A 19,592-nucleotide genomic window follows, 5' to 3' on the forward strand; every position below is an offset into this window, starting at 1 on the left:
CGGGCCGCGCGACAGACCCGGGAACCGCCTCGCGTACCGGCGGGGGAGGGCGCGTGAACCTTCCGCAGCTCCACTACACCTGGGCGCCGCCCGGGCCCGGCGGCTCCGGGTTCCGGTTCACCGCGGTCGGCGCGAGCGTGCCCGGCGCGCTGCTGCGCGAGGCGGAACGGCTCGTGGCGTACGAGCCGCCGGAGGGGGCCGGCGCGTTCCCGCAGGCGCTCAGCCTGAGCCTGCTCTCCGACGGCAGCCGGCTGCTGGCCCGCTCGGTGTGCACCGGTGGCGCGGCGGCCCCGGGGCTCTTCCACGCCCACGCCGTGCACCTGCCGCAGCGCGGCGGGACCGGGCCGGTCCGGGGGGCGTTGCCGATCACCTCCTGGGGTTCGCCGCAGTGGGCGGTGCGGACCCCGCCGGGCGGGGCTCCTCCCCCGCCGCTCGCGGAGGTGCCGGCGCCGGGGCGGCACGACCGGGCCGCGCTGGCGGAGTTCGTGGCCGTACGGGGGCCCTGGCTGGCGGCGTTCTTCGCGGACGTGCGGCGGCTGGCGGAGGAGCGGGGCGCGGCGCGGATCGTGCTGGTGGAGCCGGACAGTGCGGACGTGGCCCGCTGGGTGATGCTGGCGTGCAGTGTGCTGCCGCACCAGCGGGGTCAGTGGCTGACCTTCACCACGTACACGCGCAGGCCGCGGCTCGCCCCGCAGGGCCTCATCGGGGTGCTGCCGGGCGATGCGGCGGAGGTCGCGGAGGCGGAGGGCTACCGGGTGTACGAGCCGGGGCGCGGGGCGGCGCCGGGGGACCCGGAGGACGTGTGGGCGCGGACGGCCGCGCGGGTCTGGCGCGCGGGCCGGCCGGAACTCCTCGCGGAGGTCCGCCGCCTTCCCGGCCCCCCGTACGCCCCGGGCCCCCTGAGCGCCCTGGCGGCCCGGGCGGGCGTCCCGCTGGACGAAGCGGCCCGGACGGCCGCGGCGGCCTGGTCGTCGGCGCGCAGCCGCCCGCTGGCGCCGGACCCGGCCGCAGCCCCCGGGCCGTGGCCCCCACCGGGAACCCCCGGGGCCACCGCCCCGGCCCCCGGGCCGGTGATGGCCTCCCGGCCGGAGCCGGCACCCGTCCCGGGGACGCAGCCCCCGCCGGGCGCCCAGCCCGTCCCGGCCCCCCAGCCGCCCGGCCCGCAGGCCAGCCCCGCCACCGGCCCGGCACCCCGCCGCGAGCCGGGAGCCGGAGCCGAGGCGCACCCCGGGGCGGAGGCCCAGCCCGGGGCACAGGCGAGCCCCGCCGCCGGGGCGGAGGCCCGCCTGGAGCCGGGCGTCCCGCCGAGCGCCGGAGCCGAGGCACGGCCCGGACCCGGGCAGGAGGCCGGGGCCCAACCCGGGGCGCAGGCGCAGCACGCGGCGCAGTCGGGACCGGAGCTGTGGCCCGGGGTGGAGGTGAGCCCTGCCGCCGGGGCGGAGCCCCGCCTGGAGCCAGGCGTCCCGCCGAGCGCCGGAACCGAGGCACCGCCCGGGGCCGGGCAGGGCGCCGGGGCCCAGCCCGGTGTGGAGGCGCAGCACGCGGCGCAGTCGGGACCGGAGCTGTGGCCCGGGGTGGAGGTAAGCCCCGCCGCCGGGTCGGGGGCCCGTCGGGGGGCGGGCATACCGCCGGGAGCCGGGGCCGGGACACCGCCCGGGGCCGGGGCGCAGCCGGGGGCGGGGCAGCGCCGGGGGCCGGGCGGCGGGCCGCCGGGGGCCGGGGTGGAGGGGAGTGCCGCTGCCCGGGCGGGGGGTGGCGGCTCGGATCCGGAGCGCCGGGCCGACCCTGCTGCGGGCGAAGCCGAGCTGCTGGTCGGGCAGTTGCGGGAGGCCGGCCGGCAGGGGGCCGACACCACCGGGCAACTGCCCCTGGCCGCCCGCAAACTGGCGTTCGCCCTGTTCGCCGATCCCGACTCGGCGTACGGGGAGCAGACGCGCGCCGGGCTCACGGAGCTGCCGGTGCTGCGGGCCCTCGTACTGGACCGGCTGGACGCCCTGGCGGCGGGTGATCCGCCCGCCGGGGTACGGATGTTCGCGCGGACGGGGCTGCGGCTGGGCGCGGCGGAGGCCCTGCCGCACCTGCGGATGTGCGCGCGGGCGGCGGCCGCGGAGGCCGTCCCGGACCGGGTCGTGACGCTGGACGGGCTGCTGCACGCGTCGGGGGTGTCCCCGTACGCGGAGCCGCTGGTGCTGCGGACCGCGATGCGGCTCGTCTGGGGCGGTGACCCCCCGGCGCCGGACGAGGCCGGGCTGGTGCTGGCCACGACGGGGGCGGCGGTGCACCGTGACGCCGGGACGTGGGAACTGCTCGCGGACGCGGCGGTCCGGGCCCCGGCCGGGGACCCGGCGGCGGCGCACCTCGCGGCGGAGCTGCTGCGGCACTTCGCCACGGACCTCCCGGACGGCCTCCGCGCGGCCCTGACCTCGCGCCGGACCCCCGGCGCGACGCCCCGGCTCCGCCCGGAATCGGCCCCTTCGACGCCGCTCCCCGGTCGGCACCGCCGGGAAGGGCCGACGGCGGCCGGGCCGTCGCCCGTACCGGACGCGCCCTCCGGCCTGCCTGAACGGCCCGTGCCCGGCGATCCGACGACGCCCCTCGGCCCCGATGACCCGCCCTCGGGCCGCCCGCCGGGGCCCGGCGCGGAGCCGGACTCCGGCCGGGGCGCGGGGGTGGATCCCGTGGCGTCGGTCGTCGGGGGCCCGCTCGGCGGGGGTGCGAGCGTGCGGATCCTGTTCGAGAGCGAGGACGCGCGGCTGCTGGCCGCCTACCGGCGGGCCGCGCGGGACGACCGGGTGAGCGCGCTGCTGCGGGACTCGCCGGGCTACCTCGCCGCGTGCTTCGCCGTCTGGTCCGCGCACCCCCAGGCGGGGCCCCTGTGGCAGGAGACCCGTACCGAGCTGCTGGAGGAAGTGCTCCGCCCGGTCGTACGGGGTCTGCCGCCCGAGCGGCTCGCAGAGGCCGAGCGGGAGCTGGCCGGTCTCGGCCGGAGCCGGGCGGAGGAGTTCCGCGCCTGGCAGCGCCCGAACCTGCGCGCCCGGCTGCGGACCCTCCTGACCCGCCGCCCCACCGCCTGAGCGGGCCGCGCCGGAACCGGGCCCCGGTCCGGCCCGTCGGCGTCAGCCGGGCAGCAGGCCCGTGATCTCGCGGGCCGGCGCGAGTGCCCCGCTGCCCGCACCCAGCCCCAGGCTGATCGTCTCCAGGCAGCGGCGGATCACTCCGGGTTCGGGGGCCCGGCAATCCTCGCCGGCCCGGGCCAGTTCGCCGCGCAGGGTCCGTGCCGCGTCGATCCGGTCGGGGGCGGCGCCGTCCTCCCGCTCCGGGCCGCCGATGTTGATCACGCCGTGGTCGCCGTAGTTCCCGGCGGCCTCGACGTTCCCGTGGAAGTGGTGGGTGCCCGTGCGGGTTCTCCTCTCAGGACGCCGGGCACGCGGACGGCGGCGCCGACGAGGCGGCTCCCGGTCCGGTCAGCCCCTGCGCGGGCCCGCCTCCGCCCGTGTTCACGATCCCGTGGCCGCCGAAGTTGTTGCCCTGCCCGTTGACGGCCCCGTTGAAGGTGTAGCCGTGGTGGTTGATGATCTGCTTCGCCTGTTCGACGAAGGTGGTGTCGATGGGGTGGGCCTTCAGGAACTGTTCGGTCGCCATGAGCACGCCCTGCTGGAGCCGTTGCAGGACGTCCACCGCGTCGGTGTCGTCGGAGAACTGCATCTCCGACAAGTCGAACTCGACGTTCTGCTTGCCGATGACCCACCGGCACCGCCACAGCCGTAACTCGCGCACCAGCCGCTCCCGGCTCCGCCGCCGCAGCCGGCCCGGCACCTTGAACAGGTCGACGACGTCGAAGGGGGACGACGGCCAGCGGGGCGCCTGAGGGGTCCTTGGCGGGGGTGGCGATGTCGATGGGCTGCCGGACGCGCTCCCCCACCGATTCGCCGCTGCCGACGAAGGGGGTCCTCCGCCCGGCCCCCTCGTGGTGGGTCGGGACGTTGGCCCGTTCCTGCTCGCGCAGCCGGGACTCCAGTGCGGCTCCGAGCGGCGCCGCCAGCTCCCCGGGGGGCGGGCCGTCATCGGCGATCACCCGCGAGCCCGCGCGGGGCCGGGGTCCGGTGCGGACCCCGGCGTCCCGTCTCAGCTCTCGGCGGGGGTGAGCCGCAGGGAGATGCTGTTGATGCAGTACCGCTGGTCGGTGGGGGTCGGATAGCCCTCACCTTCGAACACGTGACCGAGATGGGAGCCGCACGCCGCGCAGCGGACCTCGGTGCGGACCATGCCGTGCGAGGTGTCGGCGATCAGCTCGACGGCCTCGGTGTCCTTCGGGTCGAAGAACGACGGCCAGCCGCAGTGCGACTCGAACTTCTCCGAGGAACGGAACAGCTCCGCGCCGCAGCCGCGGCAGGAGTAGACGCCCTCGGTCTTGGTGTCGGTGTACTCACCGCGGAAGGCCGGTTCGGTGCCCGCCAGGCGGAGCACCTGGTATTCGGACGGGGACAGCTCGGCCTGCCACTGCTCGTCCGTCTTCTGGACCTCGTACGCCATGACGTTCCCGCTCCCTCAGCTCGACAGGCGGGCGAGGATCTGGGGTCCCAGGTCCGTGACGTCGCCCGCGCCCATGGTGAGAACGAGATCACCGGGCTTGGCCATTCCCGCGATCACGTCGGCCACGGCCTCCTTGGCGTGCTCGGCGGTGACGTCGGCGCCGGCGGAACGGGCCGCGGCGATGATGATCTCGCTGGTGATCCCGGGGATCGGGTCCTCGCGGGCCGGGTAGATGTCGAGGACCACGGAGGCGTCGGCCAGCGCGAGGGCGGCGCCCATCTGAACGCCGAGCTCCTGGGTGCGGGAGAAGAGGTGGGGCTGGAAGACGACCAGGATGCGGGAGTCCCCGGCGGCCCCGCGGATCGCCTCCAGGTCGGCGGTCATCTCGGTGGGGTGGTGCGCGTAGGAGTCGATCACCTGGACGCCGGACGCCTCGCCCTTGAGCTGGAGGCGGCGCTTGACGCCGGTGTACTTGCCGAGGGCGGAGGCGAGGTTGTGCGCCGGGATGCCGAGGGCGACACCGGCGGCGAGGGCGGCCACGGCGTTGTGCGCGTAGTGGCGGCCGGGCACGGAGACGCTGAAGGTGAGCATCCGCCCCTGGAGCACGACGGTGACCTCGCTGGTCAGACCGCGCGGGGTGATCTTGGTGATCCGGACGTCGGCGCCGTCCTCCTCGCCGTACGTGACGACGTTCAGGCCCTGGGTCCCCGCGACCCGGCGGGCGATCTCGGCGGCGCCGTCCTGGCCGTGCGCGACGACGAGGGTGCCACCGGGGACGATCTTGGCGACGAAGGTCTCGAAGGACTCGTAGATCTCCTCCATCGACGCGTAGTTCGCGTGGTGGTCGAGCTCCGCGTTGAGGATGATCGCGACCTCGGGCGCGTACTTGTGGAAGCTGCGGTCGCTTTCATCCGCCTCCGCCACGAAGATCTCGCCCTCGCCGTGGTGGGCGTTGGAGCCGGGGGCGTCCAGGTCGCCGCCGATGGCGTACGAGGGGTCGAGGCCCAGGGCCGAGAGGGAGACCGCCAGCATCGAGGTGGTGGTGGTCTTGCCGTGCGTACCGGCGACGGCGATCGGGCGCAGCCCGTCCATGAGCGAGGCGAGGGCGTCGGAGCGGTGCACCACGGGGATGCCCAGCTCGGCGGCGCGGGCCAGCTCGGGGTTGTCGGCGCGGATCGCGCTGGAGACGACCACGCAGGTGGTGTCGTCCGCGAGGTGGCCGGCGGCGTGCCCGATGTGCACCGTGGCGCCGTGGGCGCGCAGCGCCTGGGCGGTCTCGGAGTCACGGGAGTCGCTGCCGGCCACCTGCGCACCGCGCTGCGCGAGGATCTTCGCGATGCCGGACATGCCGGCGCCGCCGATGCCGATGAAGTGGGGCCGTTCCATCGCGGTCGGCAGGCCGGGCTTCATTCAGGTCGCTCCAGGATCGAGGGTGCGGGGGGGCTGTGCCGCCCCAGCCTATTCGTTGTGGGCGAAGAGCTTGAGCACCGGAACCCCGACCTTGTGCCGCGCCCGGGAGGCCCAGTCGCGGTGGAAGAACTCCTCCACGAAGTGCGGGGCGGTCAGGACGATCACCTCGTCGGCGCCGGTTTCGTCGACGACGGCCTTGAGCTTGTCGAGGGGGTGGTCCTCGACGACCTGCCCGACCGCCTTGGCCCCTTTGTGCCGCAGGGCGGCCAGGGAGTGTTCGAGCGCCAGTGCGGCGGGGCCGCGGGCGGCGTCGCCCTCGGGCTCGTCGGACTCGTGGAGGGCTTCGGGGAGCTCGCCGAGCGCGACGTCGTCGATGGCGCGGAGCAGTCGGTCCTGGTCGCCCCTGGGTTGCATCAGGACGACGAAGGAAACCTGGTCGTCTCCGTGCAGGGTGGTGACGAAGTCCACGTCCACCGTGGTCAGCGGCTGCTCGATCATCAATACGCTCGTGAACACGGACGCCCTCTCCTTCGTTCGCGGGGGCCGGTCGGCCGGCCCCTGCGGAAACCATCCTGCCCCGCTGTCACGCGGAGCGTTGCGCAGATATATGTGCCCAGGTATGTGCCCAGAGGAAGCGAAGCGGAACGCTAAATTCCGCTTCTTGTTCAGATCCGACGGTAGCTCGTGAAGAGGAACCCGGCCTCTTCCAGTACGCAGGCCGCCGCGAGCCGGTGCGGAACGGTGACGGAAGGCCCGCCGGCGATCCGCTGGGCGTCGCCGGCGGTGAGCGTCGGGGAGATCGTCAGGCACAGCTCGTCCAGTGCGTCGGCGGCCACGAACTGGCCCAGCAGCCGGGGCCCGCCCTCGGTCAGCTGGCGGCACAGACCGCGCGCGGCCAGCTCGCGCACGGCCCGGGCCGGGTCCGCGCCCGCCCCCTCCCCCGCCACCACGACCTGGGCCCCGGCGGCGGTGGCGGCCGCCACCCGGTCGGCCGGAGCGGCGGCGCCCGTGACCACCAGGGTGGGCACGAGGGGCGACGTGAACAGCGGCAGCCCGAAGTCCAGGTCCAGGCTCGCCGTGACGACGGCGATGGCGGGGGCCGGGCCCTGGCCGGCGGCCGCGCGGCGGGCCGCGAAGGCCTCCCGGGCACGGGCCGGGCGGTAACCCTCCTGGCGAACCGTTTCCGCACCCACGACCACCACATCGGCCAGGGCCCGCAGGGTGCCGAAGATCCTCATGTCGGTCTCGCCGGAGATCGGCTGCGAACGCCCGTCGTGCTGGGCGGCCCCGTCCAGGGTGGACACCATGTTGGCCCGCAGCCAGTGCGCGCCGGGGGCGAGCGCCGGGTAGGCGTACGCCTCCGCCAGTTCGTCCAGCGTCCACTCGCGGTCGGCCGGACCGGGCGGCGGGCCGGATGTCTGATCGGTCACAGGGAGCAGGCGTCGCATCGGTGCAGTCTGACACGCCGCGTAGAGTTAAGGGCTGTGTCAACTTCACTCTCGACCTCCGGTGCCGCCCCCTCCGGGCAGCCCCCGATAGCCGACGCGGGCCCGCTGGCCCTGTGCGCCCGCGAACCGCGCGTGGCCGCCGAACGGCTGGTGGCCGAGATGGTGCCGCCCCCGCGCTTCGACTCGGTGCGCTTCGACACCTACGACCCGGACCCGGCCCAGCCCAGCCAGACCGAGGCCGTCGCCGTGCTCAGCGGCTTCGCCGCCGGCCTGGGCGGCGCGCACGCCAGCGGCTCCGGCAAGCGGCGCTGGTTCGCGAAGAAGCCCGCCGCGCCGGCCGCCGGTCCGCGCGGGGTCTACCTCGACGGCGGCTACGGCGTCGGCAAGACCCACCTGCTGGCCTCCCTGTGGCACGCCACGCCCGCCGAGCCGGCGCTCAAGGCGTTCGGCACCTTCGTGGAGCTGACCAACCTGGTCGGTGCGCTGGGCTTCCAGCAGACCGTGAAGACGCTGGGCGGCCACCGGCTGCTGTGCATCGACGAGTTCGAGCTCGACGACCCGGGCGACACCGTGCTCGTCTCCTCCCTGCTCAGCCGGCTCGTCGAGCAGGGCGTGGCGCTGGCCGCCACCTCCAACACGCTGCCCGGCAAGCTCGGCGAGGGGCGCTTCGCCGCCGCGGACTTCCTGCGGGAGATCCAGGGGCTGTCCGCGCACTTCCGGCCGCTGCGCATCGACGGCCAGGACTACCGCCACCGCGGCCTGCCCGAGGCCCCGGCGCCGTTCACCGACGAACAGGTCGCGAAGGCCGCGTACGGGACCCCGGGCGCGAGCCTCGACGACTTCCCGAACCTCCTGGAGCACCTGGCGAAGGTCCACCCGAGCCGGTACGGGGCGCTCACCGACGGCATAGCGGCCGTCTGCCTCACCGACGTCGTCCCGGTCCCCGACCAGTCCACCGCCCTGCGCCTGGTGGTCCTCGCCGACCGGCTGTACGACCGCGAAGTGCCGGTCCTGGCCTCCGGGGTCCCCTTCGACCGGCTGTTCAGTGAAGAAATGCTCAACGGGGGATATCGGAAGAAGTACTTCCGAGCCATATCGCGGCTCACCGCGCTCGCCCGCGACGCGAAACCCCTGGTGTCGCAGTAGGTTTGGCACGGCCGGGCGCTTCTGCGACCCGGCCGTTACCACTTCTGCGAAGGGATCCACCATGGCCACCACGCGCACGTCCCACACCGTCTGGGAGGGCAACCTCCTCAAGGGTGCCGGAACCGTCTCCCTCGACTCCTCGGGGCAGGGCTCCTTCGAGGTCTCCTGGCCCTCGCGCGCCGAGGCCGCGAACGGCAAGACCAGCCCCGAAGAGCTGATCGCCGCCGCGCACTCCAGCTGCTACTCAATGGCCCTCTCGCACGGCCTCGACGGTGCCGGTACGCCTCCCACCCGGGTGGAGACCAAGGCCGACGTGACCTTCCAGCCCGGCGAGGGCATCACCGGCATCCACCTGACCGTGCGCGCCGAGGTCCCCGGCCTGGACGCCGAGGCGTTCGCCGCGGCGGCCGAGGACGCGAAGAAGAACTGCCCCGTCAGCCAGGCGCTGACCGGCACGACGATCACCCTGAGCGCCGAGCTCGTCTGATCCGCACCCGCGAGGCCCTCACGCACACCGCGCGGGGGCCCTGCGGTGCGGGTGGCCCCGCTCCCGCCCTCCGCCACGTCGCGACCGCGCCCGGTGTGCCGGAAGATCGTACGGGGACGACGGATCGAGCCGAGGTGGGTGGCGGTGGCCGGCAAGGGCAAGCGCGGGAAGAACGAGAAGACCGAGAAGCACGGGAAGAAGCGCGTCGAGGCCGAGGCGGCCCCGCGGGGCAAGGCGGGCAAGGCGGGCAAGGCGGGCAAGGGCGGTGAGCCCGGCCGGGGCGGGCGGGACGCCCCCCTGGCGCCGGTGCTGCGCGTACCGCCCGGCGAGCGGGTCGACCTCGCCGCCCTCGACCCGGCCGGCATCCCGGCCGGCCCCGCCGACAAGGCGGCCGGGGCCGCGGCCACCGCGGCGATGGCCGAGCGGCTGGCCTCGCTCCAGGAGCGGCTGTACGCGGCCAGCACGGCCGGGGACCGGCGCCGGCTCCTGCTCGTGCTCCAGGGCATGGACACCAGCGGCAAGGGCGGCACCGTCAAGCACGTGATCAACCGGTTCAACCCTTCGGGCTGCCGGATCCAGGCCTTCAAGGCGCCCACTCCCGAGGAGCAGAACCACCCCTTCCTCTGGCGGATCGTCAAGGCGCTCCCCCGGCCCGGCGAGATCGGCATCTTCGACCGCTCGCACTACGAGGACGTCCTCATCGCCCGGGTCCGCGAGCTGGTGCCGCGCAGTCAGCTCGGCCGCCGCTACGCCCAGATCAACCGGTTCGAGAGGTCCCTGGCGGACGAGGGCGTCACGATCGTCAAGGTCTTCCTCCACATCGGCTACGAGGAGCAGCGCGAGCGGCTCCTGGAGCGGCTCGACAACCCGGACAAGCACTGGAAGTTCAGTCCGGGGGACATCACCGAGCGCGGCGCGTGGCCCGCCTACCAGGAGGCCTACGAGCTGGCGCTGGAGCGCTGCTCCACCGGGCCGGCGCCTTGGTACGTGGTCCCCGCCAACCGCAAGTGGTACCGGAACTGGGCCGTCGGCAAGCTGCTCCTGGAGCATCTGGAGGAGATGGCTCCGGCCTATCCGCCGGCCGATTTCGACGTCCAGGAGTGCCGTGAACGTCTGATTGCCACATAGTCATATATTTTGCGTACGTGATCCTTTCTGTACGCAACGTAGCGGCCCTGGCCGCGCTCGGTGCCGTCCTCGTGGGATGCGGGGGCGGCTCCGGCGCTCCACAGGGCGGCGGACGGGCCCGCATGGGCACCCCCGCGGCCTCCCCCTCTTCCGCCCCTTCCGCACCCGGATCCCCGGCCGCGTCGCCGCTGCCCGGTGCGCCGAACAAGGTGCCCGTCCTGGCCCCCGGCCCGAACGGCCTCACCCCGGTCTTCGAACGCACGCGCCAGCGGGCCGACAAGACGGTGGCCCTCACCTTCGACGCCGACATGACCTCGGACCAGGGCCCCCGGGCGGCCTCCGGGGAGCAGTTCGACAACCCCGCACTCATCGCCACCCTGCGCCGGCTCCGGGTCCCGTCCACGGTCTTCATGACGGGCCGCTGGGCGGAGGAGTACCCCGACCAGGCGAAGGCCATCGGCACCGATCCGAACTTCGAGATCGCGAACCACTCCTACAGCCACCACGCCTTCAAGTCGCCCTGCTACGGACTCCCCGCCCTCGACGGCGATGCCGCCCGGGCGGACGTGGAGCAGGCCTTCGCGGCGTTCAGGAAGGCGGGCGCGGTCAACACCGTGCCCTACTTCCGCTTCCCCGGCGGCTGCTACGACGACCAGGCGCTGCGGGCGCTGGCCCCCGCCAAGGTGACCGCCGTGCAGTGGGACGTGGTCAGCGGGGACGCCTTCGCCAAGGACCCCGTCCCGGTGGCGGAGGACGTCCTGAAGGGGGTCAAGCCCGGCTCGGTGGTGGTCATGCACTGCACCCGCAGCGCGGCCCCGGTCACCGAGGAGGCGATCTTGAAGATCGTCCCCGAGCTGCGCAAGCGCGGCTACCGCTTCGTCAAGGTGTCCGAGCTGATGGGGAAGTAGCGGCGGAAACGTTTCAGCCGGAGCAGGCGTTGCGCTGCGCGTCCTGCCATTCGCAGACCGGGCACAGCACCGCGCCGGGGGTCGCCACCCCGTACTCGGTGGGCTCGCCGCACTCCACGCAGTCGGCGTAGGGCGGTCCGGGCACCCGCCCGGCGGGCGCGGCCGGCGCGGGGCAGTACGACGGGGACTCCTGCGGCTCGTCCATGCCCACGAGCCTACCCGGCCCGTCCCCACCGGGCCGGGGCCCCGGGGCCCCGGGCCCCGGAGCGGCGGCCCACGGCGGTGGGGTTCAGTGCGCGGCCGCCGCTTCCGTGACCTCGCTGGGCCGGACGATGACGAAGCCCTCACCGCTCAGCTTGAGCTGGACGGCCTCGCCGGAGCCGCCGCGGATCATCGAGCCGACCGACTGGGAGCGGTGCAGCCCGGTCTCCAGCGCGGCGCTCCAGCCGACCACCGCGTCCGTGTCCACGTACACCGGTGCCTGCGCGGTGACGGGGATGATGATCGGGTTGCCGTCGCAGACGACGGCGAGCTTGCCGGTGCCGGTGAAGAGGCTGTTGAAGAGGCCACCGCCGGTCATCCCGGCGCCCTTCACCATCCTGATCTCGTAGGACAGGGTCGGGTCGAAGCACAGGACGTTGCGCCCGTTGATGGTCAGGGCGTCGCCCGGCTCGAAGTCGACGATGAAGCAGTTGCCCGCCTGGTGGGCGAACCAGGCCTCGCCCTGGCCCCGTACGGACATCAGCGCGAGCCCCTCGCCGGTGACGGCCCGCTTGAGCATGCCGCCTATGCCCTGGCCCTTGCGCTCGAACTGGAGGTTGCCGCGGAAGGCGACCATCGCGCCTTGGCGGGCCAGCATTTCCCCGTTGACGGTGTACTTGACGGACTTGGCGTTCTGGAGGGTCATGCCCGGCGCGGATGACGGCTTGGCCAGGTTCTCGGACGCGAAAAGCTCACTCTGCATGGCCCCGATCCTCACCCGGAGCGCGTACCCGGGACATCATCCTCAAGGCGGAGGCTGGCATCCTTGGCCGGATGAGCACCGAGGACACGACCGACACCCCCGCCGTACCCGCCGTCGGCGCGGACAGCCCCTTCCGGGAGGGGCACGCACCGCGCGACGAGGCTCCGCAGTTCGTGCTGCCGCTGGTCGTGCGCATCGAGAAGACGGACCCGCCGGCCCGGACCGACGCCCTGGAGACGGCGGCCCGCGCGGTACTGGCGCTGCTGACGGACGAGCGCTCGGAGGGCGACGGCGAATGGGCCGGGGCCGTGCGCGACTGGCAGGACGCCCGGATCCGCAAGGTCGTCAGGCGGGCCCGCGGGGCGGAGTGGCGCAAGGCGGAGACCCTGCCGGGGATCACGGTGCGCGGCGAGCGGGCGGAGGTGCGGGTCTTCCCGCCGGTGCCGCTCGACGGCTGGCCCAAGGAGCTGGCGAAGCTCCAGGTGTCGGGCACCGATCTGGACGACCCGCAGCCGCCGGCGGCCGTGGCGGGGCCCGGGACGCCCGTGCTGTGGCTGAACCCGGACCTGGACATGTCGGCGGGCAAGGCGATGGCCCAGGCCGGGCACGCGGCGCAGCTGGCCTGGTGGGAGCTGGACCGGGCGGAGCGCGCGCAATGGCGGGAGGCCGGGTTCCGGCTGTCGGTGCGCACCGCGCCGCGCGAGCGGTGGCAGGAGCTCGGCGGGAGCGGGCTGCCGGTGGTGCGGGACGCGGGGTTCACGGAGATCGCGCCCGGTTCCTGCACGGTCGTCTCGGACCACCCCGCACTGCGGGCCCGGCTCTGAGGGGCGGGCTCTGAGGGGCGGGTCCGGGCGGGAACCTCAAATGTTGCTCTGAACGTCTCCTCCTCGCGGTTGACCCGGTGGCGCCGGGGCCATCACATCGGCATACGGGCCGATGCGCACGCACGCGGCCCGCGGCGAGGACCGGCGGGGGCCGGTGAAGGGGGGCGAGGGGACATGAAGCCCATGGCACGCCTGGGGGTGGGCATCGGCTGGCGGCCGGAGATCGCGGACGCCGTCGAGCGACTGGAGCGCCTGGACTGGGTCGAGGTGGTCGCGGAGAACGTCTGCCCCGGGCACCTGCCGGCGTCCCTGGTGCGGCTGCGCGAGCGCGGGGTGCGGGTCGTCCCGCACGGCGTCTCGCTGGGCCTCGGCGGCGCGGACCGCCCCGATCCGCAGAAGCTCGCCGCGCTCGGAGAGCGGGCGGTGGCGCTGGAGGCGCCGCTGGTCACCGAGCACATCGCCTTCGTCCGCACCTCCTCGCCCGCCCTGGAGGCCGGTCACCTGCTGCCGGTGCCCCGGACCCGGGACGCGCTGGACGTCCTGTGCGAGAACGTGCGGATCGCGCAGGACGCGCTGCCGGTGCCGCTGGCCCTGGAGAACATCGCCGCGCTGGTGTCCTGGCCCGGCGAGGAGCTGACGGAGGCCCGGTTCCTGACCGAGCTGGTGGAGCGGACGGGCGTACGGCTGCTCATCGACGTGGCCAACCTGCACACGAACCGGGTGAACCGGGGCGAGGACCCGGTGGCGGTGCTGGAGGCCATCCCGCTGGAGGCCCTCGCGTACGTGCACGTGGCCGGGGGCGTGGAGCGCGACGGCGTCTGGCACGACACGCACGCGCACCCGGTGCCGCCCGTCGTGCTCGACGTGCTGGCGGCGCTCCGGGAACGGGTGGACCCGCCCGGCGTGCTGCTGGAACGGGACGACGACTTCCCGGCGGAGGCCGAACTGGCGGACGAACTGGCCCGGATCCGCTCCGTGGTGACGGGCCGGGGCGCGGGCCCCGCCACCACGGAGGGGGCCGGCGGGGACCCGGCCCCGCCCGGCGGTCCGCGGCCCGACGGGCAGGGGCCCGGGCTCGACGCGGCCCGGACCCGGCTCGGGCTCGGGCAGGCGGCCCTGCTGTCGGCGCTGGTCGCCGGAACGCCCGTGCCGGAGGGGTTCGACCGGCAGCGGATCCGCGTCCAGTCCCGGGCCCTGGCCGCCAAGCGCGCCTCCGTGGTCGCCAAGGTGGCGCCCGAGCTGCCGGAGATCCTGGGCGGGCCCGACGCCTACCGCGCCGCCTTCCTCGGCTACGCCCGCCGCCGCCCCATGACGTCCGGCTACCGCCGCGACGCCCTGGACTTCGCGGAGCACCTGCTCATCCAGGACCTGCCCGCCGACCCCGGCGCCCGGCGCCGGCTCACCGCCTGGTGGCAGGACCGGGCGGGGGTCAGGCCGCCGGGCCGGATCGTGCGCTGGGCCCGTGCCCTGGCCGGGAGGGCGGCGTGAACCTGCTCGCGGTGGCCGTCTGGGCCGCCGTCCTGTGCTCCGGCGGCCTGCTGGTGGGCGCCCTGCTGCGGTCCCGGCCCCGGGCGTCCGGGACCGCGCCCGAGCTGCACGACCTGTCGGAGGCGGCGTTCCTGGCGGGCGGGCCCGGCGCGGTCGTCGACGCGGCGCTGGCATCGCTGTTCGGCGACGGCCGGCTGGTCGGCGGCGGCCCGGGCCTGGTCGCCGCGCGGCCCGGGGCGCGCGGCGCGGACCCCGCCGAGCGGGCCGTGCTCCAGGCGCTGCGGCAGGCGCCGTCCGGATGGCTCTACCAGGTGCGCTACGCCGCCATGCTCGATCCGGCCGTCCAGGAGACGGGGGACGCCCTCGCCGCGCGCGGCCTGGTCCGCCCGCCCGGCTCGGGGCGCCGGCTGCGGCGCTGGGGCCTGCTCCAGGCGGCGGTGTGCGGGCTGCTGGTACCGCTGTCGCTGCCGCTGACCTTCATCGCCTGGTCCCTGCGGCCGGGCCCCCAGGTCCCCTTCATCATCAAGGTGCTCCCGGCACTGCTCGGCGGCATCGTGCTCGGCTGCGCCTGCGCGAAGCGGGCCGTGCGGCGGATCACCCCGGCCGGGCGGGCGGCGCTGACCGCGGCCCGGGCCCGGTACGCGGCCGATCCGGCCGAACACGTACGGACGGCCCTGTTCGGGCTGCGCGGTCTGCGGGACCCCCACCTGCGCGAGCAGCTGGTGCCCGCCGCGCGGAGCACCCGGCTGGCCGCCGCACAGGCGCGCGGCCGTACGGGCGGCCGTACCGGTGGCCGATCGGGCCCGCCGCACTCCTCGCACACCTCGTCGGGGACGGCCGCCGAGGTCCTGCCCCTGGTGTGGTGCGCGGGGAGCGACGGCGGGGGTTCCGCCGGATCCTCGGGCTGCGGGGGTTCCTCCGGATCCGGATGCGGCGGCAGTGGCTCCGGCTGTTCCGGCGGCGGGTCCGGGTGCGGGAGCGGCAGTTCGAGCTGCGGCAGCGGCGGTTCCAGCTGCGGCAGCAGCAGTTCGAGCTGTGGGAGCAGTGGTTCCAGCTGCGGCAGCAGTTCCTGACCGCGGCCGTACGGCAACCGGGGGGACCCGGCGCGACACCGGGCGGCGGGCCTGTACAGCGCACCGCATCTGACATCTCATCAGATCGGACGATGAGATGAAGGGGACGCCATGCGCAGCACGCCGACGGGGCTGGTACGTCACGGGGCCGCCGCGGCCGCCCTCGCCGTGGCCCTGCCCCTGGCGGTCTGCGCCCCGGCCCGCGCGGCCACCGCGCCCGGGGACGCGCGCACCGCCGCCGAGGACGCCGGGGCCGAGCTCGTCGCCCGCCGCGCCGCCGCCGCCCGGCTGCGCTTCGGGCCCTGCCCCGCCGTCGAGGAGCTGCCCCGGCCGGTGGAGTGCGCCGCGTTGTCCGTGCCGCTGGACTACGCGCTGCCCGGGGGCCCCCGGATCTCCCTCACCGTCAGCCGGGTGCCGGCGACGGGCCGCGGGGACGCCGCCCGGCAGGGCGCCCTGGTCTACAACCCGGGCGGACCCGGCGCGTCGGGGATGTTCTTCCCCCTGCTCGGCGGCCGGCCCGCCTGGAGCCGGATCGCCGCCGCCTACGACCTCGTCGGCTACGCCCCGCGCGGCGTCGGCCGCTCGGCCCCGCTCACCTGCCAGGACCCCGGGGAGCTGCCGCACGGCCCGACCCAGGTCCCGGCCGCACCCTCGGCCGCCTACAAGCGCGAGCGGCTCGACGCCGCCCGGGCGTACGCGCGGGGCTGCGCGCGCCGTGCCGGGGCGGCGCTGCGGCAGTACACGACCCTGAACAACGTGCGCGACCTGCACGTGCTGCGCGCCGCGCTCGGCGAGCGGCGGCTGAGCTTCTTCGGGGCCTCGTACGGCACCTATCTGGGGGCGGTCTACGCCTCGCGCCACCCGGGACAGGTGCGCCGCATGGTCTTCGACTCGGCCGTCGATCCCGACCCGCGCCGCATCTGGTACCTCGACAACCTCGGCCAGGCGGAGGGCTTCGAGCGCCGCTGGTCCGACTTCCGCGCCTGGGCGGCCCGGCACGACGCGGTGTACGGGCTCGGCGCCACCCCCGAGGCCGTCCGGGCGAGTTACGAGCGGGTCCGCGCGGCGGTGGAGCGGGCTCCGGCGGGCGGGCTCGTGGGGACGGGCGAACTGCACGCGGCGTACCTCCAGACCGCCTACTACGACGACGTCTGGCCGCAGCGGGCGGCGGCCCTCACCGCCTTCCTGCGCGGCGACCCGGCCCCGCTCACGCGGCAGGCGGCGCGCGATCCCGGGCGGGCGGCGGAGGCGGCGAACGCGACGGCCGTCTACACCGCGGTGCTGTGCAACGACGCCCCGTGGCCCGCCGACTGGGAGACCTGGGACCGCGACAACTCCGAGCTGGCCCGCCGCGCGCCCTTCGAGACCTGGGCGAACGCCTTCCTGAACCTGCCCTGCGCCTCCTGGCCGGTGTCCGGCCGGCAGCGTCCGGCCGAGGTCGGGGCGGCGGGGCCCCAGCCGCTGCCGCCGACGCTGATCGTCGCGGCGCAGCGGGACGGGGCGACGCCCTACGCCGGCGCGCTGGAGCTGCAACGGCGGCTCGGCGCGCGGGCCGCGCTGGTGACCGAGGTGGGGGCGGGCGCCCACGGGGTGGCCGGCGGACGCAACGCGTGCGTGGACCGGCAGGTGGAGCGGTACCTGCTCACGGGGGCCACGGTGGGGTGGCGCACCACGTGTGCGCCGCATCCGGAGCCCGCACCGGTGTCGCTGGACGACCGGGCAGCAGGCGCTCCCAGGGCGCTGCTGCCGCCAGTCGTCTGAACTTCCGGGCGGGGTCTCCGGCTGCGTCGATTCGGGGGCAGGGCCTCCCGATCCCCGGAGGAGGTCAATCCTCCGGTCCTTCCCCCCAGGGGAGGTCTAGGCGAGCCCGTCCACCAGATCGGCGACGGACTTGCGGCGCCCGGTGTAGAAGGGCACCTCTTCGCGGACGTGCATGCGGGCCTCGGAGGCGCGCAGGTGACGCATGAGGTCGACGATGCGGTAGAGCTCGTCCGCCTCGAAGGCCAGCATCCACTCGTAGTCGCCCAGCGAGAAGGACGCGACGGTGTTGGCACGCACGTCCGGGTAGCCGCGGGCCATCATGCCGTGGTCCTTGAGCATGCGGCGGCGGTCCTCGTCGGGCAGCAGGTACCAGTCGTAGCTGCGCACGAAGGGGTAGACGCTGACGTAGTCGCGCGGCGTCTCGTCGGCCAGGAAGGCCGGGATGTGGGACTTGTTGAACTCCGCGGGGCGGTGCAGGGCCATGTTCGACCACACCGGCTCCAGCGCGCGGCCCAGCTTGGTGCGGCGGAAGAGGTTGTAGGCGCCCTGGAGCTCGTCCGAGGTCTCGGCGTGCCACCAGATCATGACGTCGGCGTCGGCGCGCAGGCCGGAGACGTCGTAGGTGCCGCGGACGGTGATGTCCTTGGCGGCCAGCTGGTCGAAGAGCTCCTGGACCTCGTCGGCGAAGCCGGCGCGGTTCTCGGGAAGAACGTCCTTCAGCTTGAAGACGGACCACAGGGTGTAGCGGATGACCTCGTTGAGGTCCTTCGCCTTCTTCCCCGCGTTGGGAATCTTCTCTGGTGCAGTCATGTGTCCATTGTCCCGTGTGCTGGTCAGTGGTCCGTGACAGGGGTGGCCATCGCGGCGGACACGGCTTCGACGGCCTTGTGGGCGCTCTCGACGCAGGCCGGTACGCCGACCCCGTCGTAGAGGGCTCCGCAGACGGCGAGGCCCGGCAGCCCGGCCACCGCGGCCCGGATCCGGGCGACGCGGGCGAGGTGGCCGACCGGGTACTGGGGCAGTCCGCGGTCCCAGCGGGTGACGGCCGAGGCCACCGGCCGGGCGGTGAGGCCGACGGCTTCGCCGAGGTCCGCGAGGGAGACGTCGACGAGTTCGCCGTCCTCGCGTTCGAGGTCGCCCTCGTCGCCGTGCCGGCCGACGGAGGTGCGCAGCAGGAAGAGTCCGGGATCGGCCCCGGACCAGGCCCACTTGTTGCTGGAGAAGGTGGAGGCCTTGATCGTGCGGCCGTCGACGGGCGGTACGAGGAACCCGCTGGCGCCGCCGTCGGCGAGCGCGCCGGGCAGTTCGGAGCGCCGGAAGGCCAGGGTGACCAGGGCCATGGAGGCGTACTCGGTCTCGCGCAGCGCGGTGGCGGCGGCCGGGGCGAGGGGGGCGAGCAGCCGGGCGGCCGGGCCGGCCGGGGTGGCGAGGACCACGGCGTCGGCGTCGAGGGTCTCCTCGCCGGCGGTGATCCGCCAGCCCGCGGGCGTACGGCCGATGCCGCTCACCGGGGTCCCGGTGCGGATCCGCGCGCCCGCGGCCCGGCAGGCGTCGGCGACGGCGAGCGGCAGCCGCCCGACGCCGCCGGCGATCCCGGCGAAGACGGCGCCGGTGGCGGCCGCGCCGGTGAGCGTGGTCCGTGCGGCGGCGGCGCGGCCCGCGGCCCCGCCCTGCAGGGAGCGGACGCTCTCGGTGAGCGTGGGGTGGGTGCGGATGGCGGCGAACAGGGCGGGGACCGCGGCGCGCATCGAGATGCGGTAGGCGTCCCCGGCGTAGACCCCGCCGAGCAGCGGTTCCACGAGCCGGTCCACGACCTCGCGGCCCATCCGGGCGGCGACGTACTCGCCGACGGCGACGTCGTCGCCGACCTCGGTGGGCGCCAGCACGGTGTCGGCGTCGATCCGGGCGAGGCCCTCGGCGGACAGGACACCGGAGGCGGCGAGCGGGGCGGTGTCGCCGGGCACGCCCATGACGTGGCCGCGCGGCATGGGCCGCATCGCGCCCCGGGTCCACAGGTGGGCGGTGGCGGTCGCGGGGGGCTGGAGGGCGTCGCCGAGGCCCACGGCCCGGGCGAGGGCGACGGCTTCGGGGCGGCGGGCGAGCAGCGACTCGGCGCCGAGGTCGACGGGCAGGCCCGCGAGCTCGCCCGCGTACAGCTTGCCGCCGAGGCGCTCGGAGGCCTCCAGCAGGGTGACGCGGAAGCCGTCGGCGAGGAGCCGGTGGGCGGCCGCGAGGCCGGCGATCCCGCCGCCCACGACGACGACGTGGCGGGCGGGGCCCGGCCGTTCCGTACGTGTGTCCGCATCGAGCATGGACACATCGTCTCAGACCGCTCGGCGAGGCCGGACCGTGACCGCATCGGGACCGCCCCGGGACCGTTTGTGCGAAACCCGCGGCCCGGCCGCGTACGTCGAAGCGTGGA

At 75.4% G+C, this 19,592-nt stretch carries 19 protein-coding genes; 9 read left to right on the top strand and 10 right to left on the bottom strand.

The window, feature by feature from the left end; genetic code table 11:
* The first annotated feature begins 53 nt into the window (after nt 1–53).
* Nucleotides 54–3,074, top strand: coding sequence for a GTPase-associated protein 1-related protein (locus ACGFXC_RS30330; protein ID WP_393718068.1), 3,021 nt, complete (start codon nt 54–56; stop codon nt 3,072–3,074).
* 42 nt (nt 3,075–3,116) lie between these two features.
* Here ACGFXC_RS30330 and ACGFXC_RS30335 read toward each other — a convergent pair whose 3' ends face one another.
* From ACGFXC_RS30335 to ACGFXC_RS30360, 6 genes are all read right to left on the bottom strand, one after another.
* On the bottom strand, nt 3,117–3,338 hold the full coding sequence (locus ACGFXC_RS30335) for a hypothetical protein (protein ID WP_393718069.1): 222 nt from the start codon (nt 3,336–3,338) through the stop codon (nt 3,117–3,119).
* Nucleotides 3,339–3,411: 73 nt separating this feature from the next.
* Nucleotides 3,412–3,777 (bottom strand): hypothetical protein, encoded by a 366-nt coding sequence (locus ACGFXC_RS30340; RefSeq protein WP_393718070.1) that lies wholly within the window; start codon nt 3,775–3,777, stop codon nt 3,412–3,414.
* Nucleotides 3,778–4,125: 348 nt separating this feature from the next.
* Nucleotides 4,126–4,533 (bottom strand): peptide-methionine (R)-S-oxide reductase MsrB, encoded by a 408-nt coding sequence (msrB, locus tag ACGFXC_RS30345; RefSeq protein ID WP_393718071.1) that lies wholly within the window; start codon nt 4,531–4,533, stop codon nt 4,126–4,128.
* Between the two features lie 15 nt (nt 4,534–4,548).
* Entirely contained in the window at nt 4,549–5,943 is a 1,395-nt protein-coding gene (gene murC, locus ACGFXC_RS30350; protein ID WP_393718072.1) for a UDP-N-acetylmuramate--L-alanine ligase, read from the bottom strand.
* Between the two features lie 48 nt (nt 5,944–5,991).
* Entirely contained in the window at nt 5,992–6,459 is a 468-nt protein-coding gene (locus ACGFXC_RS30355; protein WP_393718073.1) for an indole-3-glycerol phosphate synthase, read from the bottom strand.
* Between the two features lie 149 nt (nt 6,460–6,608).
* Complete coding sequence (locus tag ACGFXC_RS30360) at nt 6,609–7,391, bottom strand: pyrimidine reductase family protein (protein WP_393718074.1); 783 nt, start codon at nt 7,389–7,391, stop codon at nt 6,609–6,611.
* Nucleotides 7,392–7,427: 36 nt separating this feature from the next.
* Here ACGFXC_RS30360 and zapE point away from each other — a divergent pair, with 36 nt between their 5' ends.
* The 4 genes from zapE (at nt 7,428) to ACGFXC_RS30380 (ending at nt 11,060) form a co-directional block, all read left to right on the top strand.
* Nucleotides 7,428–8,537, top strand: a complete 1,110-nt coding sequence (gene zapE / locus ACGFXC_RS30365) for a cell division protein ZapE (protein WP_393718075.1) — start codon at nt 7,428–7,430, stop codon at nt 8,535–8,537.
* Nucleotides 8,538–8,598: 61 nt separating this feature from the next.
* Nucleotides 8,599–9,024, top strand: a complete 426-nt coding sequence (locus ACGFXC_RS30370) for an OsmC family peroxiredoxin (protein WP_393718076.1) — start codon at nt 8,599–8,601, stop codon at nt 9,022–9,024.
* A gap of 297 nt (nt 9,025–9,321) precedes the next feature.
* The gene (locus ACGFXC_RS30375; protein WP_393718159.1) at nt 9,322–10,152 is read left to right on the top strand and encodes a PPK2 family polyphosphate kinase; all 831 of its coding nucleotides are present in this window, start codon (nt 9,322–9,324) and stop codon (nt 10,150–10,152) included.
* Nucleotides 10,153–10,169: 17 nt separating this feature from the next.
* Nucleotides 10,170–11,060, top strand: coding sequence for a polysaccharide deacetylase family protein (locus ACGFXC_RS30380; protein WP_393718077.1), 891 nt, complete (start codon nt 10,170–10,172; stop codon nt 11,058–11,060).
* Nucleotides 11,061–11,073: 13 nt separating this feature from the next.
* Here the strand turns inward: ACGFXC_RS30380 and ACGFXC_RS30385 are convergent, their stop codons facing one another.
* Both ACGFXC_RS30385 and ACGFXC_RS30390 read right to left on the bottom strand, forming a co-directional pair.
* Nucleotides 11,074–11,265 (bottom strand): hypothetical protein, encoded by a 192-nt coding sequence (locus ACGFXC_RS30385; protein ID WP_393718078.1) that lies wholly within the window; start codon nt 11,263–11,265, stop codon nt 11,074–11,076.
* 84 nt (nt 11,266–11,349) lie between these two features.
* Nucleotides 11,350–12,024, bottom strand: coding sequence for an AIM24 family protein (locus ACGFXC_RS30390; protein ID WP_393718079.1), 675 nt, complete (start codon nt 12,022–12,024; stop codon nt 11,350–11,352).
* 71 nt (nt 12,025–12,095) lie between these two features.
* On the opposite strand from ACGFXC_RS30390, the gene ACGFXC_RS30395 reads away from it, so the two are divergent.
* From ACGFXC_RS30395 to ACGFXC_RS30410, 4 genes are all read left to right on the top strand, one after another.
* Nucleotides 12,096–12,848: a peptidyl-tRNA hydrolase gene (locus ACGFXC_RS30395; RefSeq protein ID WP_393718080.1), complete on the top strand. Its 753-nt coding sequence runs from the start codon at nt 12,096–12,098 to the stop codon at nt 12,846–12,848.
* A 174-nt stretch (nt 12,849–13,022) separates the two neighbouring features.
* Nucleotides 13,023–14,336 carry a DUF692 domain-containing protein gene (locus tag ACGFXC_RS30400; protein ID WP_393718081.1) on the top strand — a complete coding sequence of 438 codons (1,314 nt, stop codon included), beginning with the start codon at nt 13,023–13,025 and terminating at the stop codon, nt 14,334–14,336.
* Nucleotides 14,333–15,409 (top strand): TIGR04222 domain-containing membrane protein, encoded by a 1,077-nt coding sequence (locus ACGFXC_RS30405; protein ID WP_393718082.1) that lies wholly within the window; start codon nt 14,333–14,335, stop codon nt 15,407–15,409. The genes ACGFXC_RS30400 and ACGFXC_RS30405 overlap by 4 nt, the downstream gene beginning before the upstream one ends.
* A gap of 111 nt (nt 15,410–15,520) precedes the next feature.
* Nucleotides 15,521–17,170, top strand: coding sequence for an alpha/beta fold hydrolase (locus tag ACGFXC_RS30410; protein WP_393718083.1), 1,650 nt, complete (start codon nt 15,521–15,523; stop codon nt 17,168–17,170).
* Between the two features lie 96 nt (nt 17,171–17,266).
* On the opposite strand, the gene hemQ is transcribed toward ACGFXC_RS30410, so the two are convergent.
* A complete protein-coding gene (gene hemQ, locus ACGFXC_RS30415) occupies nt 17,267–17,980 on the bottom strand; it encodes a hydrogen peroxide-dependent heme synthase (protein WP_351826459.1) in 714 nt (237 codons plus the stop codon).
* 23 nt (nt 17,981–18,003) lie between these two features.
* Entirely contained in the window at nt 18,004–19,482 is a 1,479-nt protein-coding gene (gene hemG, locus ACGFXC_RS30420) for a protoporphyrinogen oxidase (protein WP_393718084.1), read from the bottom strand.
* Nucleotides 19,483–19,592: the final 110 nt, after the last annotated feature.

The organism is Streptomyces sp. NPDC048507 (assembly GCF_043199995.1).
In the GTDB taxonomy this organism is placed as follows: domain Bacteria; phylum Actinomycetota; class Actinomycetes; order Streptomycetales; family Streptomycetaceae; genus Streptomyces.

Excerpts from the sequence above, each read along its gene's own strand:
- hemG (WP_393718084.1), bottom strand. The coding sequence starts at position 19,482 with ATGCTCGATGCGGACACACGTACGGAACGGCCGGGCCCCGCCCGCCAC.
- msrB (WP_393718071.1), bottom strand. The coding sequence starts at position 4,533 with ATGGCGTACGAGGTCCAGAAGACGGACGAGCAGTGGCAGGCCGAGCTG.
- ACGFXC_RS30370 (WP_393718076.1), top strand. The coding sequence starts at position 8,599 with ATGGCCACCACGCGCACGTCCCACACCGTCTGGGAGGGCAACCTCCTC.
- ACGFXC_RS30395 (WP_393718080.1), top strand. The coding sequence starts at position 12,096 with ATGAGCACCGAGGACACGACCGACACCCCCGCCGTACCCGCCGTCGGC.
- murC (WP_393718072.1), bottom strand. The coding sequence starts at position 5,943 with ATGAAGCCCGGCCTGCCGACCGCGATGGAACGGCCCCACTTCATCGGC.
- ACGFXC_RS30410 (WP_393718083.1), top strand. The coding sequence starts at position 15,521 with ATGCGCAGCACGCCGACGGGGCTGGTACGTCACGGGGCCGCCGCGGCC.
- ACGFXC_RS30385 (WP_393718078.1), bottom strand. The coding sequence starts at position 11,265 with ATGGACGAGCCGCAGGAGTCCCCGTCGTACTGCCCCGCGCCGGCCGCG.
- ACGFXC_RS30390 (WP_393718079.1), bottom strand. The coding sequence starts at position 12,024 with ATGCAGAGTGAGCTTTTCGCGTCCGAGAACCTGGCCAAGCCGTCATCC.
- ACGFXC_RS30360 (WP_393718074.1), bottom strand. The coding sequence starts at position 7,391 with ATGCGACGCCTGCTCCCTGTGACCGATCAGACATCCGGCCCGCCGCCC.
- hemQ (WP_351826459.1), bottom strand. The coding sequence starts at position 17,980 with ATGACTGCACCAGAGAAGATTCCCAACGCGGGGAAGAAGGCGAAGGAC.
- ACGFXC_RS30400 (WP_393718081.1), top strand. The coding sequence starts at position 13,023 with ATGAAGCCCATGGCACGCCTGGGGGTGGGCATCGGCTGGCGGCCGGAG.